Genomic DNA, 21,134 nt, shown 5'->3' on the forward strand with positions numbered 1-21,134 from the left:
GCGGGAGAACTTTTATCCCTGCCCGGCCTGCGGGCAGCTGGTGGACATGCGGGATCTTCGTCAAATCATCTGGCATGAACGGCCAGGGCATAAGCCACTTGATTTCGGACCATAACAAAGGGGGTGCATGTGTAAACGGCAAGCTCGCCGGACGAAGACCCCAACAACCTCAAGCCCGGCGAGCCTACAACCCGATCAGAGTACGCGATCAGGGCCGGGATCAACCGGCACGCTGTCAGATGCAAAAGCAGTGCCATTGCGGCCGTCCCAAAATGGGACAAAACGGGGGAAAACCGCCGCTCCGGGTTTTGTTGCAGATTTGCTAATATTACGGTCACGTCAGCCGGCTCGCCCGAGTCGGTTAGGCCCGACGGTCATACAAACCCACCCCAACGGGGACTGTCGGGCCGCCGGAAGCCTCGTTCTTGCCCGCCGCTATCCTACGCCGCCAACTCTTCCCGCGCGTCCTGGCGCCCGCCTGTGGCCAGCCGCATGCATTGCGAGGCCATACTGCGGGAAAGACCCTTTTGCGTCTCGATCCACGGCCCGAAATGACCATGCGGCATCGAGGCCTTGACCTTGAGCAGCCAGCGACCGACGGCGAGCTTCTGGTCGACGGATAGGTGGCCGCGTGGAATTGCCCGAGTGTCGGCCGGCGCCAGATTTGCCAGCGGCACGACATTGGATGGCGACATAAGGGCCAAATAGGCCCGGTGCACTTCCTGCTGCTTGTCGGCCGGAAGCTTGTTGAACTGGCGTACCGTCATCCCGCAACCGATCGCCAGCACCGCGGTATGGCGCGCCTCGCCGCGCAGGCGCCTCAACCGCTGGCTCTGCCACTGGTTTGGCAATCGATAGATGCCGACGCCCTCGATCTCGATTTCGATCATGCTGCCACCTTCTCGAAAATCGCGGTGCCGGCCAGCATCGGATACAGCAGCGCCACCATGTTATTGGAAGTCAGACCAGGCATCGCCCTGGCCATGCGGCGGACGTGGCCAAGGTCGATCCGGTCAAAGGCCTCGAACAAGGCCGAGCCGATCGGAATGACTTCGATCAGGATGAGATAGGAAACGGCCTGCAGCGTGGCGGCATGCAACTCTAAACCATTGCCGGTCGAGTTGATCACCTTCAGCACCATGGCCAGGTGCGCCTCGCCATGCCGGCGCCCGATCGCCCGAAGGGTCGGCTTGCAGTAGCAGTGCCCCGGCTGGCGGCCGCTGTCATGAAGCTTCACACCGCACGTGCGAGCGATGGCGTAGATGTCGCAGGGATGGTGATCGATCCGAGACAGCATGCCGAGCGCCTTGCTGTGAAGAACGTGGTGGATATTGCATAAGTCGCGACTTATAGGCAAGCCACGCCTCTGACCGTCGCAGAGGTCAGGGGAACATTTTAGCCGTGTCGAATGTTCCGTGCCTATGGACAGCCGACACCTACTCTCAGCCGATCAAGCAAGGGCAGCGCGAGCCCTACTGAACTGGTCGCGAGTGCGCCTTGCCGCAAAAGCCAATCTCAGCGAGATGACGATCGCCGTTCTTGAGAATGGCATCAGGAAACCCCGTCCCCACAACATCACGGCCATTCGCAAAGCATTTGAGAATGCCGGAATTCGCTTCACAGGCGAAGGGATTCCATCGCTGACTCACGCTAGAAGTAGCCCGCCCCAGACAGTTTTGCCCCCGTCCAAGGCGGGCTGTGGAAGCTGATGGAGGCAGCCTCCGGCCTTGGCCCACGGGGATCAAAACCAAGGCAGATTCAGAACTTCACCCGGCGAAGAATGTTCCGGCCGTGGTGATCGCCGGCTGAAGTAACATTAGCCTCAACTAAAGCTCTCTGGACTCTTTTCGCTAATGGAAGCATTCTGCCCGCGGGGGAGAATGGGACTGTGGGCAAAGTCCAGCAACAGCACAATATCGGTGCCGATCAGGCTGACCGCTGGCGCAAGAACGCCAGAAAGCGCCGGAGACGCGGGATTTGGCGGCTCGAGTATTTGTTCGCTCTGATCCTTGTTCCCGTCGCCGTTATCCTCTCGCACAACCCCAGCATCATCGGCGCCGCTCCCAGCCTCATGCAAACCGAAGGCATCGCCGACGCGGCTCCTAGCACCTCGCTTTTTTCCATTGGTTGCAACATCAAAGGAAATATCTCGATCAACACGGGGGAGCGGATTTACCACGTGCCCGGCCAGGAACATTACTGGGAGACGAAGATCAGCCCCCAGTATGGAGAACGGTGGTTCTGCAGTGAAGCCGAAGCCGTGGCGGCCGGCTGGCGCAAGGCAAGACGATGAAATATCGCAAGGTGATGGAGGGGACATGAAACGATTGGCGGTCGTCACTGTTGTCGCGCTATGTGCGGCTGTTCCGGTCGCTCACAGCCAGCAGATACCGCGCTACGACGCAGCCGCCTACTGCCGTCAACTATCAGACACCGGCGGCGGATCGGCGGTCGTTTACAACGGCTGCATGGAGATGGAGCAGAACGCCTACAACAAACGCAAACCGCAATGGACTTCCCTCCCAGAGAAGACCCGGAGCTATTGCGATAGCCTGGCCAGAATGGGTGGCGGCGGATCTTACACAGTCCTCGACGGGTGCATCGATATGGAGGTCGGTGCGGCCGGATCGACGCCGGCATTCAAATATTAAAAACGGGGGAACTGCAGATGGGAGTAGTCATCGTAGTGTTCGGCGCCTTGCAGATTTTGGCTGGCTTGGCTGCCTACGGCGCAGCGATTTCCGCCATCCATCAAATCCTCGGCGCCTTGTTCTTCGGGATGGGTATTCTAAGCGTCGCTCTGGGATCCGCCCTCCAGGAGCTGCAGGCAATTAGACTGGCCACACAACGTCACGCGGACGCGATGGAGGTGCTTCGGAAGCGCGCCAAAGTCAGCACCTGATCGCAACGAGATACGGGAGGGGTAAGAATGTTCAGCCGACTAGCGTTGACCGCCATTCTGGCAGCCGCTGTTGGCGATGCTCAGGCGATGGAAATTTCGCGGGAGCAGTGCGAACTCATCCGCGGCGAACTTATCATAAGCGTATCGAATGCGAGGGCCGCTCAAGAGGGACTGAGGCGGGCTCAGCTTGCGATGCTAGATCTCGTGGCGTTGAATTTCCAACTGCAGCACCTCGACGGCAAGCCCAACGTCACCCTGATCACGGACAGGGTTCAAAAGGCTGTCGACGAGGTCTCAGCCGCGAATAGGGAGGCGTTGGCAGGCACCAGCGATAATTCGGCGAAGGGCGCGCTTGCGTTTATGGACGTTTGCGGGCCACCTCCGCAATAAGCAGCCCCCCAGCTGCCAAATATTTCTCAATATCGGAATCGCCCACGCCTTCCGTCCAAGGCGTAGGCAGAGTGCCTTGGAGAACGGAGGAAACTATCAAATGGCCGAACTGAGTGAATTCGTCGACGAAGCGCGATTGCTTCGGGGTCAACTCGGTTGCGGGCATTTGGCACCTGTGCGGTCTAGCCGCGTGAGGCGGCTTGCCTCGCTCCACAACGTTGCGGGCATGGTGTTTTCACCCACGTCAAAGGCCGTGCGGTATGCTTGGGAGGCGTTGCCGGTTTCGATGTACGCCAAGCAAAACGCGTCCTGCTGTGGTGTCAGATCAGCCATCTTTCAAGTCAAAAAGCCCACTTTTTATTTCGTTAACCATGCCTAGCCAGCTACCCTCGCATCCGTTAAAAGCCCCGCCTTCCCCGGCGTAGCCAAAGGAGGAAACCATGGCATTGGGTGATATCCGCAAGTACCAACAAGACGCCGAGAACCGGCAGAAGGAAAAGATGGCGGCGGCGGTAACCGCGCAGTCTCAGGCTATTGCCGAGAATGCGCGGAAGACCAGGGAGGCCTACTCCTTGCTGCTCTCCGATGACGTGCTTGAGAAGCTCATTAATGCGCTGATCGACCGTGGCAGCCGGAACCAGGCCCACGTGTTGGTTGATGGCAGCAGCTTCAGGATCGTCACCCTTCCGCCTGGAACGCGTTGGAATGAACGGAATGATCTTGCCAATTTGAAGCCGGACAACGCCCCGGGGATCACTATCGATGTGGTTACCTTCCCCAACCGGCCAGCGAAAGGCCAGTTGCGAACCGATGATCTCAACCTGCGTGTTCGAGAACTGAAGCAGCGTGGCATCAAGATCAACGACCATCTCATCGAGCCGACCGGTCCGCTGGTCATCGAGATTGATTGGTCGAAGCTCGAATAAACGACAGGCGCACGTTCTGAGAATGCGGGCGGCGATTGCCCGCATCGCTCCGGCGTCGCGGATGAGGGTTCGCTGGTGTGCATACCCTCCTCGCGCCGTCACTGCTGCGGTGGATTGGCCGGCGCCAGCACCGCAGCAAGCGCGTCATTGTTCGCGTTCGACTTTGCGACGAGATCAGCCACCTGGGCCTGAGAAGCCGCGAGATCGGTCTGAGCCGTCTGAAGCTCCGATGTCAGCGTGGCGTTGTCACCCGTAAGCAGCGCGCCATAGATGGTGGCGCGATCGTATTTGGTCAGGTCGACGATGCCCGCCTTGACGACGAGGCCTCCCAGTTCGATCAGATGTCGGGTGCGCTTGCGGCGCTCGACCTGCCAGGTCCTCATGTCATTGCGAACCTGTGCCGCTTGCAGACGATTGAGTGCTGCCCGGTTGCGCTTGAGCGCCACGCAGGTTGCGCTGAGATGCCGGAGCAGTTCGCCGGGAGCCGCTCTCGAAAAACATCACTCCACGCTTCGCCCATGCCTCAAGCTTTGCCGTGTCTTTCGTCTCAGTGATTGCGACGAGCGCGCCGGCCAGTTCGTCGGTGCTGAGCTGATCGGCGCCTGTGGCGATCACCAGTTCGCCAAGTTGCTGCACCTTTCGCGTTTTGAGCTCTCGCGCTTTGTCTTCCAGCGCCTTCAGTTCCGTATCGAAGTCACGTGGTTTTCGCATGGCTGTCTCCATTTCTTGTCGATGTGGCGATGATAGGCGACAGCTTGCCGGAAGGCTTCAGGGTCGCCGAGACAGTCCGGGACGGGCTGGTCCATCCCGAGATTTTTTCGAGGGAGGGCGCGCTTATACGTCGTGCCGACGTAGGCTTTGACGTGCAAATGATCCTGTCGCGATGGCGATTTTTCATCTTCACGTCAAGGTCATTGGCCGCAAGGCCGGCTCAAGCGTTGTGGCGTCGGCGGCCTACCGCTCCGCATCGCGGTTACGCGACGAGCGCATTGATCGAAGCCATGATTTTTCGGCCAAACGCGGTGTCGTCCATTCCGAGGTGATGCTGCCTGAGGATGTACCGGAGGTCTGGCGCGACCGTGAGAGGCTGTGGAACGACGTCGAGGCGTTCGAGGTCCGTAAGGATGCGCAGCTTGCGCGTGAGGTCGAGTTTGCGCTCCCGCGTGAACTCAGCCAAGCGCAAGGCATCGAGTTGGCGCGCGACTTTGTTCAGGCCGAGTTCGTCAGCAAGGGCATGGTTGCCGACCTCAATGTGCACTGGGATAGGGCAGAGGATGGCAGTCCCAAGCCGCATGCCCATGTCATGCTGACCATGCGATCCGTGGACGAGAACGGTTTTGGTGCCAAGGTTCGAGACTGGAATGCTACCCAGCTGGTCGAGCGCTGGCGCGAGCGATGGGCGGAGCTGGCCAATGAACGCCTTGCCGAACTCGACATAGACGCCCGCATCGATCATCGCAGTCTGGAAGCGCAGGGCATTGCCCTGGAGCCGCAAACCCAGATCGGCGCACCGGCGCAACGCATCGAGGGGGGCGGCCTTGCTCCTGGCGACACTGAAGCAGATCGCGCTGAACTGCATCGCGAGATCGCGCGCAACAACGGTGCGCGCATCCTTGCCGATCCATCCGTGGCGCTCGATGCCATCACGCATCAGCAATCGACCTTCACCCGAAAAGACATTGCGAAGTTTGCGCATCGCCACAGCGACGGAGTGGAGCAGTTCAACAAGGTGGTGGCAGCCATTAGCAATGCACCCGATCTGGTCGAACTCGGCAAGGACAGGCGCGGCGAAGACCGCTTCACCACAAGGCAGATGATCGAGACCGAGCAGCATCTTCACCGCGCGGCGGAGCGTATCGATTTGGACGAGCGACACGCGGTGAGTGACGTACATCGCGAGGCAGCGCTGGCGCGGGCCGCGCAACGCGGGCTTGTTCTGTCAGGCGAGCAGATTGATGCGCTGGCGCACATCACCGATGGTCGTGGTCTTGGTGTCGTTGTCGGCTTTGCCGGAACGGGCAAGAGCGCCATGCTGGGCGTTGCGCGCCAGGCATGGGCAGCGGCTGGCTACGAGGTTCGAGGCGCCGCACTCTCCGGCATAGCCGCCGAGAATCTGGAGAGCGGATCAGGCATCTCGTCACGCACCATCGCCAGTATGGAGCATAGCTGGGGACAGGGCAGGGATCTGCTCACCGCCCGCGATGTGCTGGTGATCGATGAGGCCGGCATGGTCGGCACGCGCCAGTTGGAGCGCGTGCTTTCCCATGCGGCGGATGCTGGCGCAAAAGTCGTCCTGGTCGGCGATCCGCAGCAGTTGCAGGCAATCGAAGCCGGCGCTGCATTCCGCTCGATTCACCATCGTCATGGCGGCGTCGAGATTGGCCAGGTGCGCCGGCAGCGCGTGGACTGGCAGCGCGATGCCACGCGCGATCTGGCAACCGGCAGGATTGGCGCGGCGATCAGCGCCTATGACGTGCAAGGCATGGTGCATCAGGCTGCAACGCGCGACGACGCGCGAGGTGAACTCGTCGAGCGCTGGGATCGCGACAGGCAGGCGCATCCAGAGGCAAGCCGGATCATCCTTACCCACACCAACGACGAGGTGCGCGCGCTCAACCAGGCAGCGCGCGAGCGGATGCGCGCTGCCGGCGATCTCGGCGACGAGGTTCGGGTAGATGTGGAACGCGGTGCAAGAGACTTCGCCAGCGGCGACCGTGTCATGTTCCTGCGCAACGAGCGCGGGCTTGGCGTCAAGAACGGAACGCTTGGCATCGTGGAGGAGGTCAGCACACAGAGCATGACCGTTCGCACCGATGACGACAGGGCGGTTCGCTTCGCCCTGAAAGACTATGCCGACATCGACCATGGCTATGCAGCGACTATTCACAAGGCGCAGGGCATGACCGTCGACCGGACCCATGTGCTCGCCACGCCGGGCATGGATGCACATGGCAGCTACGTCGCACTGTCGCGCCATCGAGACAGCATGGACCTGCATTATGGCGGCGACGACTTCGCGACCCGCGAACGGCTGGTCCGTACGCTGTCACGGGACCGCGCCAAGGACATGGCGTCGGATTACGAGCGGATCGACCCGGCGCAACACTTTGCCGAGCGGCGCGGCATCACGTTCCGCGAGCGCGTGGTCGAGATCGTGCGCCGGATCGTTCCGGAGAAGCTGCGCGACAGGATCGGCGGATTGCTGGACGGGTTGCGCTCGCCCGGAGACGACGAGCCCAGGCACGAACGTGGACCTGGGCCGGGAAGGGAGATTGTTGGGGTGCGGATCGGAGATGGCGCTGCCGCGCCGGAAAGGGAGAAGCCAGGGCCGGGTGTACAGCGCAACACGGAAGCACCACTGGATCCAGAAGCTGCGTTGCGCGGCGCTCGTACGCAAGCGCTTGTGCGCCACGCGCGTGCGATCGACGCGATTTTGCACAACGCAAATGCGGACGGGCGGGGCAGTCCCGACCGGATGCGCGAACTGAAAGATGCCCGTAGCGCTTTCGAGAAGGTGCGACCCCACGGCTGGCGCGATGCCGAAGCGGCCTATGTGAAAAATCCCGAACTTGTCCGCGAGGCGGGGGCCGGCCGCGTTAGCCGCGTCGTGCTCGCGCTCCAGCTTGAAACGGAAATCCGCACCGGGATGGACCTCGATCCCGGCCGCCGTGCTGACCGGTTCGTGGAGCGTTGGCAAAGGCTCGACCGGACGGGACGGGAGCAATATCAGGCCGGCGACATGTCCGGCTACAAGTCAACGCGCTCGGCCATGTCCGACATGGCCAAAAGCCTTGAACGCGATCCGCAGCTGGAATCGCTCCTCGCCAACCGCAAGCGCGACCTCGGCATTCAAACCGATTCTGGCCGCCGCCTCGGCGCGGAACTCGCGTTCAGTCACGGCCTGGGACTCGGAAGGGGGCGCGACATCGGAATCTGACTCATCCGATTTGCCGCCGATAACACGTCAGCTTACGATACGGCGGCAACCCGTATTGCGCGGCTGCGGTTCCCCACTATGCCTGCCCACCAGATATCAGAAGCATCCAGCAGGAGGCAGGCCAGCCATGCCAGAACCCGACCGTATCATCCGCAGCAGAACTGTCCTTGCCCGGACCGGCCTGTCCCGCTCAACCATGTATCGCAAGATCGCCGAAGGCACATTTCCGGCTCAGATCAGGATCAGTGTCAACGGTGCCGGATGGCGGGAGTCGGATATCAATCGGTGGATTGAGAATCCCGCATCGTGGAGGCCGAGGCGAGATGATGAAATCCGATTGCAAGAGGTGGCAAAATGATAGCATCTATCGCATCATGCAAAGCAATTTTCTGTGGAAAACGGAACCAAACCATCGGTATGATTTTTGATTGGGTAATTTTGTGGGTATTGATCAATATCCTCACTGACTATTTGTAAGTAAATTCAAATAGATAGCTAACAGTTCGAATCCGCCTCTGGCACCATTTCCTTTGTAAGGTGTTGACGCAGCTGAAAAACCAGCAAAACTAAATGCTTAGGGCTGCCAGAGTGCTACACACAGGTGTTACACATGGTCCTTGCTATGAGGCGTCCTGTCAAACATCGTAAGACCGGGGTTTACTGGTTTCGAAAGCGCCTACCGGCGGAAATTGCCGTGCGGGCGCCGCATGTGCGAGCGATGGCATAGATGTCGCAGGGATGGTGATCGGTCCGAGCCTGCATGCCGCGCGCCCTTGCCATGAGAACGCCGCGGAAATTGCATAAGTCTCCGATTATAGGCAAGGCTCAACGAAGCCCGCCCCAGACAGTTTTGCCCCCGTCCGAGGCGGGCTGTGGAAGCTGATGGAGGCAGCCTCCGGCCTTGGCCCACGGGGATCAAAACCAAGGCAGATTAAAAACTTCACCCGGCGAAGAATGTTCCGGCCGTGGTGATCTCCGGCTGTAGTCACATTAGCCCCAACTAACGCTCTCTGGACTCTTTTCGCCAATGGAAGCATTCTTCCGGCGGGGAGAGTGGGACTGTGGGCCAAGTCCAGCAACAGGGGTCAGCCATCCTGATCGATGGGGGGATCGCAGGGCAGCGGCTCAATCTGCCGCTCGCGATCATCTTGACCGTCAGCCTGGTCATCGCGGCTATTGCGCCATTCGACGTTGGCTTCGTCGCCGTCACGTTCGGATCTCCAGTTCTACGCGTCATGCTTATGGCCGCCCTCGTGATGATCGGCGCTTGGTCAGCGAGCCAAGTCGGCCTACGTCTGACCGCATCGGCTCGATCAGCATTGATCGGGGCGATTGGTGCGATCCTGGTTGCCGGCTATGTAGTCTGCATCGACTGCTATCTATTTCGAAGCGTTGTCCCGGAATCCTATGCGCAATTTTTCGAGCAAATGCCGCTGGGTGAGCGCTTTGCCTATTTCATGCTCCGCGCGTTCAACGAGAATGTGATCTATCGCCTGTTCGTATTCGCGACCGCCCTTTGCCTGCTTTCGAAGCTGACGAGGGTAGGAGCAAGGGAGATGGCACCGATCGCCATCCTAGCCGTCATGGTCGCAACCCAGGCGCTCAACATTGGGATGAACGTGACGGCGTTCTTACCGGGCCCGATATCGCCGCTGGTGCTCACCTACGAGGCTTTGCGCTACGTCGTCCCAGGCGTCATTTGGGCATGGCTGTTCTGGCGCTTCGGTTTCCTGACTGCCGAGATTGCTTCGGTTGGCTGCCATCTGTTTCTTCAGCCGGCGCTGGGCATTCTGCTTTAGCCGCTAACGGTCTATTGCGTGATCCTCGTTTAGCATCCGCTGATGGATGACACGTTCGAAGACTTGATTCACGCTGTGAAAGCTGCGCCAAAAAGCGATCGGCTTGGCATTGTGCTGGCGAGCCTTGCCATCCTTGCCGCGGTGGCCGGCAGTGTGTTGCTCAAAGGAACAGGGCACGATCAGCCGCGACCGCCAACTGTCGACATTGGCCAGATCCTTCACCCCGGAGTGGTCTGAAGCTACCCCCATGCAGAGAAGCCCGACGGCGGAGACTGGTTGAACGCAGTGGCGCCAAAATTGGCGGCGGAAAAGTCTGTGCTGTTATAAATGCTGATACCGGCAAAAACAGCGCCGGAATTGAGGCCACTGGGAAGCGATATCCCGCCGGCACCAGTCGCAGGATCGAGATGTCAGCGCCGTGGTTGATGTGATAGACGGCGCCGTCAATCACGAGCGCCGGGACGGACTTGACCCCGGCTTCTTTCGCTTCGGCAAGCCGGCCCTTTGTCACGCCCCGTGCGGCCGTTGCCGATCCTGGCGCCGTTCACGGTTTCACGGAAACGGCAGCCTGCTCTAACTCTTCGTTTTGACGCCATTCCCAAGGGAAGGCGTCTGCTCTTCCCGTGGGAATGGCCGGCGCGCTGGCGTGCCGGCCATTGGCGTCAAGCGTGGCGGATTTCGGTTCCCAGCACCTTCAAGCATTCGCGGATGAACGCGGCAAGCGCCGTCCAACCCTTGGCGGACACCATCGTCCCGTCCACATAGGCATCGGTGGGAGACAGGTCGATGTAAGTGCCGCCGGCAAGCGTCACCTCCGGCTCGCAAGCCGCGAGAGCCCCGACCTTCTTGCCGCGCACGACGCCATCGACCGCGATCAGAATCTGGACGCCGTGGCAAATCGTGAAGATCGGCTTTTTGGTCTCATGGAAATGGCGCACGATCGCCTGCACGCGCTTGTCGGTACGAATGTATTCCGGCCCGCGGCCGCCTGCGCAGTAGACCGCATGATACTGGTCGAGCTGTCTTTCGGCGTCCGAAAACGTCTTGTTGATCAGCGCATAGTGGCCAAGCTTTTCGGTGTAGGTCTGGTCGCCCTCGAAGTCGTGCAGCGAGGTCTTGATCAGGTCTCCTGCGTTCTTGTCGGGGCATACCACATGAACCATGTGGCCCACCGCCTCCATCGCCTGCTGATAGACGAAGATTTCGTATTCCTCGGTGAACTCACCGGTCAGCATCAGTATTTTCTTGCCTGGCATGGCTCTTCCTCCTGTTGGGGCTGGGCGAGGTGCGGATCGCGCCTCGCCTGTCTTCGAAATCGGATCGGATCAGAACGGCGGGTCCCGGAAATGAGCGCTCGGCGCGCAGCACCGGTTCGACGGCGCCCGGCACGCCACCAGTAGGCAGCGTGCTTCCTCCCTCTCCGGCGATGTTCGCGGCAATGGACATCGGCTCCGACCTCAATCGAAGGCCGGAAGCAATCGATCGCGCGAATGCTCGATATGGACGCGCATCGCCTTTTGAGCGGCGTCGGGATCGGCCGCGCCGAATGCGGCGAGGATCGCCTCGTGTTCGTCGAGCGCTTCCTCGGTCACGCGGGCATGATACATCAGGCGAAAGATATGGAAGTGGGTATGCTGGTGGCTAAGCGTCTGCCGAATGAGTTCGTTTTGCGAAAACTCCATGATCTTGTCGTGGAAGATCGCGTCCTGCCGGGCGAAATTCGAATAGCGCAGGCGATCGTCCTTGCCTTCGCGCCGTGACATCACACCGGCTGCTTCCAGCAAAATGTTGAGCTTGGCTTCATCCATGGCAGCGGCGGCTTTCGCCGCGGCATGCGGCTCAAGCAGAAGGCGCATCTCGTACAATTCGTCGAAGCGGCGCCGTGTGATTTGCGGTGCCGCGCGATAGCCGATCAGGTGCGTCTTGAGCACCAGGCCCTCGCCTTCGAGGCGGCCGAGCGCCTCGCGGATCGGCGTGTGCGAGACGTTGAATTCCTTGACCAGGCTGTCGACGGTGATGCGCGAACCCGGCGCGATCTTCAGCGCCATCAGCTGCGCGAAGATCGCTTCATAGACATCCTCGACCAGGCTGTTGGAGCGCTGGATGCGACCGCCGCCGGCGGTCGTTTCGGTCGTGTCGGCTGAGTTCGCGATCTGCATCTTTTTTGCCTCTTGACAGTGCGGACTGCTAACACGATGCTCCAGCGGATGCAATCCTATATCCTATACGATTTTAAAGCGGATATGTCTGTCGGGCCGTTGCATGGGTGCTACAGGGTGTCCTGGCGCGGTTGCGGACAGATGGCGGATCCGTAGCGAGAACCCTAGCCAGTTCAGCCGCCTTCAAAGGACAAAAGATCATCATGAGCCTCTTCGCCGCCCTCCGGCTTCCGCGTGAAATCCTTTTCGGGAAAGGCCAGCGCCATGCGCTGCCGACAGTCGCCGGCAGGTTCGGCCGGCGCGCCCTGGTCTGTACCGACGAGCGTTTCGCCGGCACGGCGGTGTTCGCGGAAATCGTCAAATCGCTCCAGGCCGCCTCGATCGAGGTGCTGGTGCATGACCGCGTGCTTCCCGACGTGCCGCGCGACAGCGTCAGCATTTGCGTCGACGAGGCGGAGAAATTCCGGCCCGAGATGGTGCTCGGCATCGGCGGCGGCAGCTGCCTCGATTTCGCCAAATGCGCTGACTTGCTGCTCAGCCATGGCGGCACACTTCAGGAGTATTATGGGGAGTTCAAGGTGCCCGGCCCGACGCTGCCGCTGATCGCCGTGCCCACGACGGCGGGCACCGGTTCCGAAGTGACGCCCGTCGCGGTGATCTCCGATCCGGACCGGACGCTCAAGGTCGGCATATCGAGCCCCTATCTGATCGCCGCGGTTGCCTTGTGCGACCCCGAACTGACGATGACATGCCCCCCCGCCCTGACCGCGATAGCCGGCGCGGATGCCTTGACCCATGCGATCGAGGCCTTCACCGCGAAGCGGCGCGGCGAGGACCCCAGCCTGGCGCAACAGCATGTCTTCATCGGCAAGACCGCGCTGACCGACCATTTCGCCCTGCTGGCCATAAAGCTGCTGGGCCGCAGCCTGGAGAAAGCCTGCACCGATGGCACCGATGCCGATGCGCGCGCCGATGTGATGATGGGCGCGCTGGCGGCGGGCTGCGCATTCGGCACCGCCGGCACGGCGGCGGCGCATGCCGTGCAATATCCCGCGGGCGCCCTCACCCACACCGCGCACGGATTGGGCGTGGCGACGATGATGCCCTACGTCATGACCTACAACAGCCGCGTGGTCGCCGCCGAGATGGCCGAGATCGGCGCCGCGCTTGGCCTCGAAGCCAAGGGGCGGAGCGCCGAGGAGATGGCGGATGCCACCATCGGGGAAATCCGGCGGCTATTCACGGCGATCGGCATCACACCGACGCTGGCCGATCTCGGCCTTCCCGCCGACAAGCTCGACTGGACCGCCGATCAGGCGCTCGGCATCGACCGTCTGATCAAGAACAACCCGCGCCCCTTCGATGTCACTGCCATGCGACGCCTGGTCCAGGCCGCCCATGACGGCGACCTCGCAGCCTGCGCCATGTAATCCACGGAACAAGACCATGAACCTTCCTCCCAATGCGCTGTGGATCGACCAGGACGACTATGATGTTCGCGGCTTTTCGCACGGACTGTACATCGACGGCAGATGGCGACCATCTTCCGACGGCCGGGTCATTGACGTCGTCGATCCTTCGTCGGGGTCTGTTATTGCAGCGGTCCCCGACGCGACGCTCGATGATGCCCTGGCCGCGGTCGATGCGGCAGCCAAGGCGGCGACGGGATGGCGGGAGACGGCGCCGCGCGAGCGCTCGGAAATCCTCAGGCGCTGTTTCGAACTCATGGTCGAGCGGTCGGAAACGCTCGCCATGCTGATCTCGCTCGAAAACGGCAAGGCTCTGCGCGACGCGCGCGGCGAGGTTGCGTACGCCGCCGAGTTCTTCCGCTGGAACGCGGAAGAAGCGGTTCGGATCACCGGCGAGTTCGGCACCGCGCCATCCGGCACCAACCGCATCGTGGTCGACTATGAGCCGATCGGCATCTGCGTGCTGATCACGCCCTGGAATTTTCCGGCCGCGATGGCGACACGAAAGATCGCGCCGGCATTGGCGGCCGGTTGCACGGTGATCCTGAAGCCGGCCAGCGAAACGCCGCTGACGGCCTATGCGCTGGCCGCGCTCTACGGCGAGGCCGGCGTTCCGGCCGGCGTGGTCAACGTGCTCACCACGACCAGTCCCGGTCCGCTGACATCGGCCATGCTGGCCGATCCGCGCGTCAGGAAGCTCTCTTTCACCGGCTCGACGGGCGTCGGACGAACCTTGCTTGGCGAAGCCGCCAAGCATGTAGTCTCCTGCTCGATGGAACTCGGCGGCAATGCACCCTTCGTCGTCTTCGACGATGCCGACCTCGATGCCGCGCTCGATGGCGCCATGATCGCGAAGATGCGCAATGCCGGCGAAGCCTGTACAGCCGCCAACCGCATCTATGTCCAGTCGGGCATTCATGATGCGTTCGCCGACGGCCTTCGCAAGCGCATGGCAGCTCTCAAGGTCGGACCAGGCATGAGTGCGGATACCGAGTGCGGGCCGATGATCACCAGAAAGGCGGTCGACAAGATCGACCGCCTGGTCAGGGACGCCGTGGGACGGGGAGCCAAGGTGCTTTGCGGCGGCTCGATCCCGGAAGAGGAAGGCTTCTTTTATCCGCCGACGGTCCTGTCGCAGGTTTCGCCCGATGCCGACATGGCGCATGAGGAGATCTTCGGGCCGGTAGCGCCCATCACGCGATTCGAGACCGAGGCCGAAGCCATCACGCACGCCAACAACACGGAATACGGCCTTGCCGCCTATATCTATACGCGCGATGTGGGCCGAGGATTGCGGGTGGCATCGAGGATCGAGGCCGGCATGATCGGCCTCAATCGGGGGCTGATGTCGGACCCTGCGGCGCCCTTCGGTGGCGTCAAGCAGAGCGGCCTGGGTCGCGAGGGCGGCCAGCACCACGGCATCGCCGAGTTCATGGAGGCGAAGTATATCGCCGTTACCTTCTGATCGGGCATCCATGCAGAAAGACCCCTTCCGCACCCGCGACCACGTTGCCGACTTTGACGACATCGTGGCCGATATCATGGCGCGCAGCGCCACGACCCGGGCGACGCTGCCGATGGTGGCTGATGTCGCCTACGGCAACGGCGAGGCCGAGAGGCTCGACCTGTTCTTTCCGCCGGGCGAGCGTCAGAATCTTGCGGTTCATATTTTCATCCACGGCGGCTACTGGCGCATGTTTTCAAGGGGCGACTATTCCTATGTGGCGAACACAGTCACCAAAGCCGGTGCGATCGCCGTCATCGTCGATTATGCGCTAATGCCCGAGTTCAGGATGGCGGCGATCGTGGAACAGGTCCGGCGCGCCAAACAATGGGTGCTGGACAACATCGTCGACCATGGCGGCGATCCCGCCCGGATAAGCGTCAGCGGCCATTCAGCCGGAGCGCACCTGGCCACATTCCTGTTCGAGAAGACGCCAATGCCATCACGCATCCGTGCGGCGCTGCTGCTGGGCGGCCTTTACGACCTGAAGCCTCTGCAGAGATCCTTCCTCGAGCCGTTGATCGGCATCACCGACGAGGAGGCAGCTGCCTTCACGCCAATGACGCGGCGGCATGACCCGAAGACGGCAGTGACCATGCTCGTCGGGGACCAGGAAACGCAACCCTTCCACCAGCAAGCGGCCGACTTCGGAACACTCTTGCGCGCGCAGGGGCACGGTGTCCGCGACCTCCGCCTGAATGACCGGAACCATATGAACAGCGTACGGGATCTGGGCATCGTCGGCACGCAGGCTGGCGATTGCCTGATGCAGACGATTGAAACAACCCTCGTCTAGAGCAATTCCAGGAAAAGTGTGAGCGGTTTTCCGCAACCTCAGGACTTGGCCCTGTTGCGCGACCAGGCGACTCGCCGAGCGAAACAGCTTTGCTCTCATTGGCCATTCAGCGGATTCGATTTGCTTGGTGATCCCCCACCCTTAGGGCAAACTCCCTGCCGGGGCTGCAGGAGGTGAAATGAGAGCACGCGCAGCAACGCTCGGGGATCTCGAGGATGTGTTTCATGGCCTCTCCAAGCGGATGTCGGAGGAGTACGCGGCGGCCGGCAAGGACAGCAAGATCGCCTACGACAATCTGATGATGAATCTGAAGGAAGGCCGGGCGCACGCGCTGGTCGAGGGCGAGAAGGCCGTGGCGATCATCGCCTGGCATGAGAACAGCGACGCCGCCGATACGCTGTTTGCCGCGCAGGAGGACTTCTTCCGCGGCTCGACCGTGCGCTTCTGCAAGCGGCATATCAGGCACATCCAGGCGCTCGCCGGCAACCTTCCCATCCACTCGCGCAGCTGGCTGCAGGGGCCTGACGTCGCCCGATGGTTCGGCATTATCGGCTATGTCGAGCGCGGCCAACCTGTTTGAGCTGCCGCCGGCCCGCGCCAGCTAAGGAACCCTGGCTGGCGGCATGTGTTCCTCCTTGCCGCAAACGCCGAGTATACCTCGCCATTGCCCGCGCAGATTCGTCGATGCGGGTCACCTCTTCGGCTCCAAGCGCTTTAACTCGGTGGCCGTGCGAATTGCACACTCGGCCGCCTTGGACTGCCTCAGCAAGCGGCTTGCACGGGGCGACGATTGGCGGGATGTTACTGGGGGCAACCGGGGCCAAACCGGCAGGCCGAGATCGATATGGCTGCTGGAAAATGTCGCGAGCTTGCTTCGCCCTTTTTATCCTTGTTGCCTTGCTGATGCCGGTGGAGGCCAGCGAGCGCATGTCTCATCTGCTTGACCGCTCCAACCTGCCGGTCTCCTATCTTCGCGAATCGGATGTTGTGACCGCATACACGACTGCAATGGCGCGCTTCCGTCTGCAGTTCGCAGGACGTGCCGGCGAAACCAATCTTGCGGTCTCTCTCGAACCATTGCTTTTGCGGGCGGAATTCCGTGCGAGGACCTGGCGCTCGGCGGATGGCAGCTTGTTGCAAGGCTTCGCCGGCAAGGGCGGCTTCCGATTGACGATCGGTAACTGCCTGGCGCGTATCTGCGCTGCCAGCGAATGCAGCGATGCCGGTTGGCCGGTTTACGCCTGCAGCGACGGACGCAAGCGCAAGATGTCCGTCACGGATTTTGTGACGGCAAGCTTCGATGGCGTGCCCTATCGTCGATTGAGCGCCCCCCCTTCGCAGGAATGAGGGCGCGAAGTGCCACCATCCTACCGAGGCAGGCGTTCAGCAAGGGGCGGTATTCCTTTCCCGCACCGCGAACGCCTTCCCAGTCAAAAATTACTCGCCTCACGCCCAGCGCTGCGACTCCCCGCCGCAGTCGCGCAGGGCGTTGCGGCACTGAAATTGACGCTCGGCATCATCTTTTCCCCGCGAACTCGGTCCAAATAGAATAGGATGGTGGCGCGCCATCCGAACGCGGACACGTGTTGCATTCGACCCAGGCAGCCGGAAAACCGGTGACAAGCGCCGCCGGAACGTGTTGAAGGTGACGGTCGACACAGAGAGGGACGTGCGATCGGGTTGCACTCGGCAAGTGTTGATGGTTTGTTGCCGGTCTGCGGAGAACGAATGATGCGAGAATCGATCGGTCAAGACGAATATGGGTCGGCGAACCCTTTCGATCCGGACGACCTGCCCAATCTGAATGCGATCGGACCAGGGATCGGCAACAATGATTTCGAGAAATACGCGGTCGCCGTGATCATCGTGTTCGGCGCCCTGATCATCGGCGGGCTGATGGCCGCGTCGATGACCTTCGGCCATCGCAACGGGTTCCTCTTCGCGCTTGGTGGCGCCACATCGGCCTGGATCTCCGGAAACGCGCTTCTGCTTGACCGGCCGCGCATCTACGCGCTGTTCGTCGGCATCGCCGCCCTGATGCTGATCGCATCGACCATCACACTGGTTACCTGACGGTTCTTGCCGGGCCGCGACCCTGTCCGAGGGTCCACCCCGGCATCAATATCCGAGCGCCTCGCCAGAGGCCGCCCGGCTGTCGATGGCGCCATTGTAGCGCGCGCCGCCGCCTTTCCCGATTTCCGCGAGGCTTTTGCCGCCGACCAAAATGCCGGCCGCCTGGCCCCAGGTCTGGTCGCCGAGATCAAGGTGGTAGCCCATGCCGGCCAGCAGCCTTTCGGTGTCCGGCGACAGGCCGAACGGCTCGACATAGACCTTATCGGGCAGCCATTGATGGTGGATGCGCGGCGCGTCGATCGCCTCCTGGATGTTCATGCCGTGGTCGATGACGTTGACGATCGCTTCCAGCGTGATGGTGATGATGCGCGAGCCGCCGGGGCTGCCGATGACCATGAACGGCTTGCCGTCCTTGGCCACGATGGTCGGGCTCATCGATGACAGCGGCGTCTTCTTCGGCTGAATGGCATTGGCCTCGCCCTGGACCAGGCCGTAGAGGTTAGGGACGCCCGGCTTCTGGGTGAAATCGTCCATCTCGTTGTTGAGCAGGATGCCGGTGCCGTCGGCGACGACGCCGGCGCCGAAGGAGCCGTTCAGCGTGTAGGTGACGGCGACCGCGTTGCCGTCCTTGTCGATGATGGAATAGTGCGTCGTCTCCTTCGATTCGCCAAAGCCTTTCGGCATCAGGTCCTGCGACACGCCGGCGCGGAATGGGTCGATCTTGTCGCGGATGTCCTTGGCGTAGGCTTTATCCAGCAGTTTCGAGACCGGATTGTCGACGAAATCGGGGTCGCCGAGCGCGGAGTTGCGGTCGACATAGGCATGGCGCATCGCCTCGACCATGACATGCACGGTCTCGGCCGAACCGGCGCCGAGATAGGACAGCGGGTAGCCTTCCAGCACGTTGAGGATTTCGCAGATGATGACGCCACCGGAGCTTGGCGGCGGCGAGGACGTGATCTCATAGCCGCGATAGGAGCAGGTGACCGGTTTCAGTTCGCGCACCGCATATTGCTCGAAATCCTGCTTGGCCAGGATGCCGCCCTTGGCGCCACTCGCCTTGACGATGGCGTCGGCGATGGCGCCCTTGTAGAAGGCGTCGGGGCCTTTCTCGGATATCGCCGAGAGCGAGGCGGCAAGGTCTGGTTGGGTGAGCCGCTCGCCAATGCCAAAGGGCTTGCCATCGGGTTTCAGGAAGGCGGCGGCCGCCGCCGGATCCTTCGCCAACCTTTCAGCGTTGTCGGCGAACGAGGCGGCGTCGCCCTGATTGAGAATGAACCCGTCCTTGGCATAGCGAATAGCCGGCGCCATCAGCTCTTGTCTTGAGAGTGTGCCATATTTTTCGCGCGCCATTTCGAAACCGGCCACCGAGCCCGGCACGCCGACGGCGAGATAGCCGTCGAGGCTGGCGCCCTTCACCGGGTTGCCATCCTTGTCGAGATACATGGTCTTGGTCGCGGCCAACGGCGCGCGCTCGCGGAAATCGAGGAAGGTCGATTTGCCATCGGCGAAACGGATGGTCATGAAGCCACCGCCGCCAATGTTGCCGGCATTGGGGTAGACGACGGCCAGCGCATAGCCGACGGCGACCGCCGCATCGATGGCATTGCCGCCCTTCTTCAGGACCTCGACGCCGACTTCCGACGCCAGATGCTGGGCCGTCACCACCATGCCGTGCTCGCCCTTGGCCGGCGCCGGCGACGCCGCAAGGACGCTGGTCAATGGTGCGAGGGCAAAGGTGATGGAAAGACTGGCGGCGATCAGTATCCGACGGGTGACGTGCATGGCGGGTTCTCCTGGCGGGGACGCCTAGAAGAGCCCGTCGCTGCGGCCGAGTCCACCTTCAACAATGGGCCAGGCGGATCAATTCCGATGTCAGGCGTGTCAGACAATTCCACCCGAGCCGCCGGCGACAGCCGGGCGTTCGGCCGCGACCTTGGCGCGGTAGCCCGCTGCCCGGTAGGCGGCGACCGGATCGATGGCGCCCCCGGTTTTCAGCCGCGCCATGGCCAGGATCGGCTCGACATCGGTGCGGTAGGCCGCCTTCAGCGTCTGCGTCGCCATCAGCGCGTCATTGCCGTCCTGAAAACCTTCGAGCGCCTTGCGGTCGACCAGCAACGCCTGCGCATAGGCGCGCTGCACCTCGACCGCCGAGAGCATCAGGCTTTCAATCGGATCGGTGACGTTGTGGCTCTGGTCGAGCATGTGGGCCGGATCGAAACCCTCGGCGCCGGACAGTTCGGCATCGACCAGTTCGTTGAAGACCAGGAACAGCCGGTAAGGATCGATCGAACCGGCGTCGAGATCGTCGTCGCCATATTTCGAATCGTTGAAGTGGAAGCCGCCGAGCTTCTTGAACTGGATCAGCCGCGACACGATCATCTCGATGTTGACGTTGGGCGCGTGGTGGCCGAGGTCGACCAGGCAGAAGGCCCTGTCGCCCAATTCCTTGGCGATAAGGTAGTTGGTGCCCCAGTCCTGCACGACCGTGGAATAGAAGGCCGGCTCGTACATCTTGTGTTCGGTGAACAGTTTCCAGTCGGCGGGCAGCCCGGCATAAACCGCCTTCATGGCGTCGAGGTAGCGCTCGAAGGCTTTGGCGAAATTGACCTGGCCGGGAAAGTTCGAGCCGTCACCGATCCACACCGTCAGCGCCTTGGAGCCCAGCGTCTTGCCGATCTCGATGCATTCGAGATTGTGCTCTACCGCCTGCCGGCGGGTGCCTGCGTCGGCATGCGACAGCGAGCCGAACTTGTAAGAGAGTTTCTGGTCCCTGGCATCGGAGAATGTGTTGGAGTTCATGGCATCGAAGCCGAGGCCGAAGCGCGAGGCCGCCTGCTTCAGCCGGTTCGGATCGGCCTTGTCCCATGGAATGTGCAGGGAGACGGTCGGCGTCGCCTGCGTCAACTGGCTGATGACGGCGCAATCCTCGATCTTGTCGAAAATATCGCGCGGCTCGCCAGCGCCGGGAAAGCGGGCAAAGCGCGTGCCGCCGGTGCCGACGCCCCATGAGGGGATGGCCACGGCGAATTTCTCGACCTTGTCGCGGATGGCGTCGATGGCGATGCCGCGGCGATCCAAGCGTTCCCCAAGGGAGGCGTAGTCGCGCTCTAGGTCGGGCTTACGGGCGGCGTTGTGGCTGTCGACGAGGTCGGCGGAGATGATGGTTTCGGACAAGT

At 61.8% G+C, this 21,134-nt stretch carries 25 protein-coding genes; 17 read left to right on the plus strand and 8 right to left on the minus strand.

The genetic code is table 11. The annotated features are described in order from the left end of the window. Positions 1-440: 440 nt before the first annotated feature. On the minus strand, positions 441-890 hold the full coding sequence (locus JG747_RS31940) for a DUF3102 domain-containing protein (protein ID WP_202360856.1): 450 nt from the start codon (positions 888-890) through the stop codon (positions 441-443). Next, a complete protein-coding gene (locus tag JG747_RS31945) occupies positions 887-1,297 on the minus strand; it encodes a hypothetical protein (RefSeq protein WP_202360857.1) in 411 nt (136 codons plus the stop codon). Before JG747_RS31945 ends, JG747_RS31940 begins: the two co-directional genes overlap by 4 nt. A gap of 124 nt (positions 1,298-1,421) precedes the next feature. On the opposite strand from JG747_RS31945, the gene JG747_RS31950 reads away from it, so the two are divergent. The 7 genes from JG747_RS31950 (at position 1,422) to JG747_RS31980 (ending at position 4,218) form a co-directional block, all read left to right on the plus strand. Next, positions 1,422-1,709: a helix-turn-helix domain-containing protein gene (locus tag JG747_RS31950; RefSeq protein ID WP_202360858.1), complete on the plus strand. Its 288-nt coding sequence runs from the start codon at positions 1,422-1,424 to the stop codon at positions 1,707-1,709. Positions 1,710-1,888: 179 nt separating this feature from the next. Next, a complete protein-coding gene (locus JG747_RS31955) occupies positions 1,889-2,293 on the plus strand; it encodes a sunset domain-containing protein (RefSeq protein WP_202360859.1) in 405 nt (134 codons plus the stop codon). A gap of 25 nt (positions 2,294-2,318) precedes the next feature. Continuing rightward, entirely contained in the window at positions 2,319-2,651 is a 333-nt protein-coding gene (locus tag JG747_RS31960) for a hypothetical protein (RefSeq protein ID WP_202360860.1), read from the plus strand. 17 nt (positions 2,652-2,668) lie between these two features. After that, positions 2,669-2,902: a hypothetical protein gene (locus JG747_RS31965; protein WP_202360861.1), complete on the plus strand. Its 234-nt coding sequence runs from the start codon at positions 2,669-2,671 to the stop codon at positions 2,900-2,902. Between the two features lie 27 nt (positions 2,903-2,929). Beyond that, positions 2,930-3,292, plus strand: a complete 363-nt coding sequence (locus JG747_RS31970; RefSeq protein WP_202360862.1) for a hypothetical protein — start codon at positions 2,930-2,932, stop codon at positions 3,290-3,292. Between the two features lie 100 nt (positions 3,293-3,392). Further along, entirely contained in the window at positions 3,393-3,671 is a 279-nt protein-coding gene (locus tag JG747_RS37235) for a hypothetical protein (RefSeq protein WP_244748306.1), read from the plus strand. Between the two features lie 61 nt (positions 3,672-3,732). Further along, positions 3,733-4,218, plus strand: coding sequence for a hypothetical protein (locus JG747_RS31980; RefSeq protein ID WP_202360864.1), 486 nt, complete (start codon positions 3,733-3,735; stop codon positions 4,216-4,218). 98 nt (positions 4,219-4,316) lie between these two features. On the opposite strand, the gene JG747_RS37240 is transcribed toward JG747_RS31980, so the two are convergent. Together JG747_RS37240 and JG747_RS31990 are read right to left on the minus strand one after the other, a co-directional pair. Next, positions 4,317-4,601 (minus strand): conjugal transfer protein TraD, encoded by a 285-nt coding sequence (locus tag JG747_RS37240; RefSeq protein WP_244748308.1) that lies wholly within the window; start codon positions 4,599-4,601, stop codon positions 4,317-4,319. Between the two features lies 1 nt (position 4,602). Beyond that, positions 4,603-4,929, minus strand: a complete 327-nt coding sequence (locus tag JG747_RS31990) for a conjugal transfer protein TraD (protein WP_202360865.1) — start codon at positions 4,927-4,929, stop codon at positions 4,603-4,605. A 172-nt stretch (positions 4,930-5,101) separates the two neighbouring features. Between JG747_RS31990 and traA the strand changes: the two genes are divergently transcribed. The 4 genes from traA to JG747_RS32010 all read left to right on the plus strand — a co-directional run bounded on the left by traA (position 5,102) and on the right by JG747_RS32010 (position 10,191). Beyond that, complete coding sequence (gene traA / locus JG747_RS31995; protein ID WP_202360866.1) at positions 5,102-8,155, plus strand: Ti-type conjugative transfer relaxase TraA; 3,054 nt, start codon at positions 5,102-5,104, stop codon at positions 8,153-8,155. 127 nt (positions 8,156-8,282) lie between these two features. Continuing rightward, positions 8,283-8,513, plus strand: a complete 231-nt coding sequence (locus JG747_RS32000) for a helix-turn-helix transcriptional regulator (protein ID WP_202360867.1) — start codon at positions 8,283-8,285, stop codon at positions 8,511-8,513. 703 nt (positions 8,514-9,216) lie between these two features. Continuing rightward, entirely contained in the window at positions 9,217-9,954 is a 738-nt protein-coding gene (locus JG747_RS32005; protein ID WP_019863198.1) for a hypothetical protein, read from the plus strand. A 42-nt stretch (positions 9,955-9,996) separates the two neighbouring features. Next, positions 9,997-10,191: a hypothetical protein gene (locus JG747_RS32010; protein WP_167470462.1), complete on the plus strand. Its 195-nt coding sequence runs from the start codon at positions 9,997-9,999 to the stop codon at positions 10,189-10,191. 425 nt (positions 10,192-10,616) lie between these two features. Here the strand turns inward: JG747_RS32010 and JG747_RS32015 are convergent, their stop codons facing one another. Further along, positions 10,617-11,210, minus strand: a complete 594-nt coding sequence (locus tag JG747_RS32015; protein WP_202360868.1) for a DJ-1/PfpI family protein — start codon at positions 11,208-11,210, stop codon at positions 10,617-10,619. 201 nt (positions 11,211-11,411) lie between these two features. Then, complete coding sequence (locus JG747_RS32020; protein ID WP_064982370.1) at positions 11,412-12,113, minus strand: GntR family transcriptional regulator; 702 nt, start codon at positions 12,111-12,113, stop codon at positions 11,412-11,414. Positions 12,114-12,316: 203 nt separating this feature from the next. Between JG747_RS32020 and JG747_RS32025 the strand changes: the two genes are divergently transcribed. The 6 genes from JG747_RS32025 to JG747_RS32050 all read left to right on the plus strand — a co-directional run bounded on the left by JG747_RS32025 (position 12,317) and on the right by JG747_RS32050 (position 17,955). Beyond that, entirely contained in the window at positions 12,317-13,543 is a 1,227-nt protein-coding gene (locus JG747_RS32025) for an iron-containing alcohol dehydrogenase (protein ID WP_202360869.1), read from the plus strand. 16 nt (positions 13,544-13,559) lie between these two features. Beyond that, positions 13,560-15,047, plus strand: coding sequence for an NAD-dependent succinate-semialdehyde dehydrogenase (locus tag JG747_RS32030; RefSeq protein ID WP_202360870.1), 1,488 nt, complete (start codon positions 13,560-13,562; stop codon positions 15,045-15,047). Positions 15,048-15,057: 10 nt separating this feature from the next. Then, complete coding sequence (locus JG747_RS32035) at positions 15,058-15,882, plus strand: alpha/beta hydrolase (protein ID WP_202360871.1); 825 nt, start codon at positions 15,058-15,060, stop codon at positions 15,880-15,882. 178 nt (positions 15,883-16,060) lie between these two features. After that, positions 16,061-16,462: a hypothetical protein gene (locus JG747_RS32040; protein WP_202360872.1), complete on the plus strand. Its 402-nt coding sequence runs from the start codon at positions 16,061-16,063 to the stop codon at positions 16,460-16,462. 218 nt (positions 16,463-16,680) lie between these two features. Next, positions 16,681-17,229 carry a hypothetical protein gene (locus JG747_RS32045; protein ID WP_236952160.1) on the plus strand — a complete coding sequence of 183 codons (549 nt, stop codon included), beginning with the start codon at positions 16,681-16,683 and terminating at the stop codon, positions 17,227-17,229. Positions 17,230-17,610: 381 nt separating this feature from the next. Then, positions 17,611-17,955, plus strand: a complete 345-nt coding sequence (locus tag JG747_RS32050) for a hypothetical protein (RefSeq protein WP_010913447.1) — start codon at positions 17,611-17,613, stop codon at positions 17,953-17,955. 45 nt (positions 17,956-18,000) lie between these two features. Here JG747_RS32050 and ggt read toward each other — a convergent pair whose 3' ends face one another. Both ggt and rhaI read right to left on the minus strand, forming a co-directional pair. After that, the gene (gene ggt / locus JG747_RS32055; protein ID WP_202360873.1) at positions 18,001-19,740 is read right to left on the minus strand and encodes a gamma-glutamyltransferase; all 1,740 of its coding nucleotides are present in this window, start codon (positions 19,738-19,740) and stop codon (positions 18,001-18,003) included. Between the two features lie 99 nt (positions 19,741-19,839). Next, positions 19,840-21,132 carry an L-rhamnose catabolism isomerase gene (rhaI, locus tag JG747_RS32060; RefSeq protein WP_202360874.1) on the minus strand — a complete coding sequence of 431 codons (1,293 nt, stop codon included), beginning with the start codon at positions 21,130-21,132 and terminating at the stop codon, positions 19,840-19,842. Positions 21,133-21,134: the final 2 nt, after the last annotated feature.

The sequence above is a fragment of the Mesorhizobium sp. 131-3-5 genome (genome assembly GCF_016756575.1).
Taxonomy (GTDB): domain Bacteria; phylum Pseudomonadota; class Alphaproteobacteria; order Rhizobiales; family Rhizobiaceae; genus Mesorhizobium; species Mesorhizobium jarvisii.

Bases quoted from the DNA above. Each gene is read 5' to 3' on its own strand.
- JG747_RS32035 (WP_202360871.1), top strand. From the start codon at position 15,058: ATGCAGAAAGACCCCTTCCGCACCCGCGACCACGTTGCCGACTTTGAC.
- JG747_RS37235 (WP_244748306.1), top strand. From the start codon at position 3,393: ATGGCCGAACTGAGTGAATTCGTCGACGAAGCGCGATTGCTTCGGGGT.
- JG747_RS31960 (WP_202360860.1), top strand. From the start codon at position 2,319: ATGAAACGATTGGCGGTCGTCACTGTTGTCGCGCTATGTGCGGCTGTT.
- JG747_RS32010 (WP_167470462.1), top strand. From the start codon at position 9,997: ATGGATGACACGTTCGAAGACTTGATTCACGCTGTGAAAGCTGCGCCA.
- traA (WP_202360866.1), top strand. From the start codon at position 5,102: ATGGCGATTTTTCATCTTCACGTCAAGGTCATTGGCCGCAAGGCCGGC.
- JG747_RS32000 (WP_202360867.1), top strand. From the start codon at position 8,283: ATGCCAGAACCCGACCGTATCATCCGCAGCAGAACTGTCCTTGCCCGG.
- JG747_RS31965 (WP_202360861.1), top strand. From the start codon at position 2,669: ATGGGAGTAGTCATCGTAGTGTTCGGCGCCTTGCAGATTTTGGCTGGC.
- JG747_RS31990 (WP_202360865.1), bottom strand. From the start codon at position 4,929: ATGCGAAAACCACGTGACTTCGATACGGAACTGAAGGCGCTGGAAGAC.
- JG747_RS32020 (WP_064982370.1), bottom strand. From the start codon at position 12,113: ATGCAGATCGCGAACTCAGCCGACACGACCGAAACGACCGCCGGCGGC.
- JG747_RS31940 (WP_202360856.1), bottom strand. From the start codon at position 890: ATGATCGAAATCGAGATCGAGGGCGTCGGCATCTATCGATTGCCAAAC.
- JG747_RS31980 (WP_202360864.1), top strand. From the start codon at position 3,733: ATGGCATTGGGTGATATCCGCAAGTACCAACAAGACGCCGAGAACCGG.
- JG747_RS31950 (WP_202360858.1), top strand. From the start codon at position 1,422: ATGGACAGCCGACACCTACTCTCAGCCGATCAAGCAAGGGCAGCGCGA.
- JG747_RS32015 (WP_202360868.1), bottom strand. From the start codon at position 11,210: ATGCCAGGCAAGAAAATACTGATGCTGACCGGTGAGTTCACCGAGGAA.
- JG747_RS32045 (WP_236952160.1), top strand. From the start codon at position 16,681: ATGTTACTGGGGGCAACCGGGGCCAAACCGGCAGGCCGAGATCGATAT.
- JG747_RS31970 (WP_202360862.1), top strand. From the start codon at position 2,930: ATGTTCAGCCGACTAGCGTTGACCGCCATTCTGGCAGCCGCTGTTGGC.
- JG747_RS37240 (WP_244748308.1), bottom strand. From the start codon at position 4,601: ATGAGGACCTGGCAGGTCGAGCGCCGCAAGCGCACCCGACATCTGATC.
- JG747_RS32050 (WP_010913447.1), top strand. From the start codon at position 17,611: ATGATGCGAGAATCGATCGGTCAAGACGAATATGGGTCGGCGAACCCT.
- JG747_RS32040 (WP_202360872.1), top strand. From the start codon at position 16,061: ATGAGAGCACGCGCAGCAACGCTCGGGGATCTCGAGGATGTGTTTCAT.
- ggt (WP_202360873.1), bottom strand. From the start codon at position 19,740: ATGCACGTCACCCGTCGGATACTGATCGCCGCCAGTCTTTCCATCACC.
- JG747_RS32025 (WP_202360869.1), top strand. From the start codon at position 12,317: ATGAGCCTCTTCGCCGCCCTCCGGCTTCCGCGTGAAATCCTTTTCGGG.
- JG747_RS31945 (WP_202360857.1), bottom strand. From the start codon at position 1,297: ATGCTGTCTCGGATCGATCACCATCCCTGCGACATCTACGCCATCGCT.
- JG747_RS32030 (WP_202360870.1), top strand. From the start codon at position 13,560: ATGAACCTTCCTCCCAATGCGCTGTGGATCGACCAGGACGACTATGAT.